This window comes from Oceanobacillus sp. HCA-5259 (assembly GCF_037892815.1).
Taxonomy (GTDB): domain Bacteria; phylum Bacillota; class Bacilli; order Bacillales; family Amphibacillaceae; genus Oceanobacillus; species Oceanobacillus indicireducens.
The window spans coordinates 1-1882 of sequence record NZ_JBBKBV010000070.1 but is presented as its reverse complement, the minus strand read 5'-3'; the positions used below and the strand labels follow the sequence as shown (position 1 = coordinate 1882).

The following is a 1882-nucleotide window of genomic DNA, read 5'->3' as shown; positions in this document are numbered from 1 at the left end:
TATTATAAATAACGGTGATATTTTTGGTATTCGCAAAGCTGAACAAAACGGTTTGAAAGTATTGCAAATCCACTTTTTGGAAATTATCATTTGCGGTGCAACACTTTTCATTTGGCTTGTTGAAGGGACTTGTGCAACTTCTTTTGGTGCTCCAAATCTGTCTAGTGGAATACTCTGTTTTTTATCCAAATCCTTAAATTCCTTGAATGGTCCATTGATACCTGCATTATTGAAGAAAACATCAATCTTTCCAAATTCATCCACAGTCTGTTTTATATAATTCTTCACATCTTCTTCGTTTGTAACATCAGCTTGGACAACTAAAATATTTTCTTGATCCGCATTTAATCTACTAGTGTAGGGAGATCGAATGAAATAGGAGCTTTTATATTTGATCTCCGCCTCCGGTAAACGCGTTTAAAAACGTGTGAGAATTTAAAAAAAGGGTAGTTGAAAAAGGGAACGAGAAACCTCTTTATCGATGTAATTGAATAAGGAGGCTAGAGCCGGCTACATAATTCAGGAATTGGGTTTGTGAGGAGGAGAGCTTATGTTTCGATTAGATAAACAAAATAGAGAAAGATATACGAAAAATATAATAAATGCTTTATATGAAAATAATAAAGAAGAATTTCGTGAAAGCTATATAGAACTTCACCCATCCGATCAAGTAGATATTTTCATTACGTTGGATAAAGAGGGACGGGAAAGAGTGTATATGTTTTTGGAGCCGAAAGAGTTTGCAGTCATCTTCTCTGGCTTGTATTTTATTCATCAGCAAGTTTGTATCGAAGAATTGTCGGATGAGTATTCCTCGGAAATGTTCAATCATATGTTTACAGACGATACGGTAAACTTTTTGAAACGGATTAATCAAGCGGAAGCGAAGCATATTTTGGATAAGATGGAAAAGGAAAAAGCAGGGAAAATCCAGATGATCTTGGATTATGATTTGGAAACTGCTGGAGCGGTGATGACCGATGAATATATCACCGCTTTTCCGGAAGAAACCGCAGAAGACGTGTTAGCCAAAATTAGGAGAGAAGGCTCTGATGCTGAAATTGTTTACTATACGTATGTAATAGATAGGAAAGGGTATTTAAAGGGCGTTGTCTCTTTAAAAAAATTAATTATGGCTGATCCCACTGATGCAGTCGAGCATATGATGCATCAACATATTGTCTCTGTTCTGGCAGACATGGGACAAGAAGATGTCGGGAAAATTATTCAGAAATACGACTTACTGGCTGTTCCCGTCGTAACAGAGCAAAATCGCCTGCTGGGAATTATTACAGTGGATGATGCATGGATATCATTGAACTGCAAACGACTAAAAGCTTTGGTGAATTCTCAACGGTGAAAGATGCAACGGAAACAGATACGAGTGCTTTTACAGCAGCAAAAAAACGTGCTCCGTGGATCATTTTTCTCATGTTCGCGGGGATGATTACAAGTGGGGTGATCGGGCAATTTGAAGAATAGAATCCGTTGTCGTCCTAGCAGCTTTTATGCCGATGTTGATGGATTCGGGAGGAAACGTCGGCACGCAATCCCTGGCAGTTTCTGTTAGAGGACTTGCACTCGGAACAATTGATATGAAAAATTTGTGGCGCATGATGAGGAAAGAATTTTCAACCGGCTTTTTAATCGGATTGATTTGTATGGTGCTCATTACCATCTTGATCCTTCTCTTTTATGGGAACATCATGCTAGGCGTAGTGGTTGGACTATCCATTCTTGTTACATTAAGTATATCGGCAGTTGTCGGTATACATGTTCATGGTACCAACTCCTTTTCATTATCTTTGTTTAGCTTTTTCCCTGGATGAGAAGTAGTGAAACGTGCTGAGTAATAGAGTAGGGAAGCGGGAGACTCGAAGTA

Annotated in this window: 4 protein-coding genes; 3 read left to right on the top strand and 1 reads right to left on the bottom strand. The window is 38.5% G+C overall.

What is annotated here, in order from left to right; translation table 11 throughout:
- The coding region (locus WKU33_RS18745; protein WP_340456099.1) for an SDR family NAD(P)-dependent oxidoreductase at window positions 1-372 on the bottom strand (372 nt) is incomplete at its 3' end.
- Between the two features lie 178 nt (window positions 373-550).
- Between WKU33_RS18745 and WKU33_RS18740 the strand changes: the two genes are divergently transcribed.
- From WKU33_RS18740 to WKU33_RS18730, 3 genes are read left to right on the top strand one after another with little or no spacing between them, the layout of a single operon-like run.
- On the top strand, window positions 551-1360 hold the full coding sequence (locus WKU33_RS18740) for a magnesium transporter (RefSeq protein WP_336253467.1): 810 nt from the start codon (window positions 551-553) through the stop codon (window positions 1358-1360).
- Window positions 1357-1482: a hypothetical protein gene (locus tag WKU33_RS18735; protein ID WP_336253466.1), complete on the top strand. Its 126-nt coding sequence runs from the start codon at window positions 1357-1359 to the stop codon at window positions 1480-1482. The genes WKU33_RS18740 and WKU33_RS18735 overlap by 4 nt, the downstream gene beginning before the upstream one ends.
- A gap of 26 nt (window positions 1483-1508) precedes the next feature.
- The gene (locus WKU33_RS18730) at window positions 1509-1829 is read left to right on the top strand and encodes a magnesium transporter (RefSeq protein ID WP_336253465.1); all 321 of its coding nucleotides are present in this window, start codon (window positions 1509-1511) and stop codon (window positions 1827-1829) included.
- Window positions 1830-1882: the final 53 nt, after the last annotated feature.

Excerpts from the sequence above, each read along its gene's own strand:
- WKU33_RS18730 (WP_336253465.1), top strand. The coding sequence starts at position 1,509 with ATGCCGATGTTGATGGATTCGGGAGGAAACGTCGGCACGCAATCCCTG.
- WKU33_RS18740 (WP_336253467.1), top strand. The coding sequence starts at position 551 with ATGTTTCGATTAGATAAACAAAATAGAGAAAGATATACGAAAAATATA.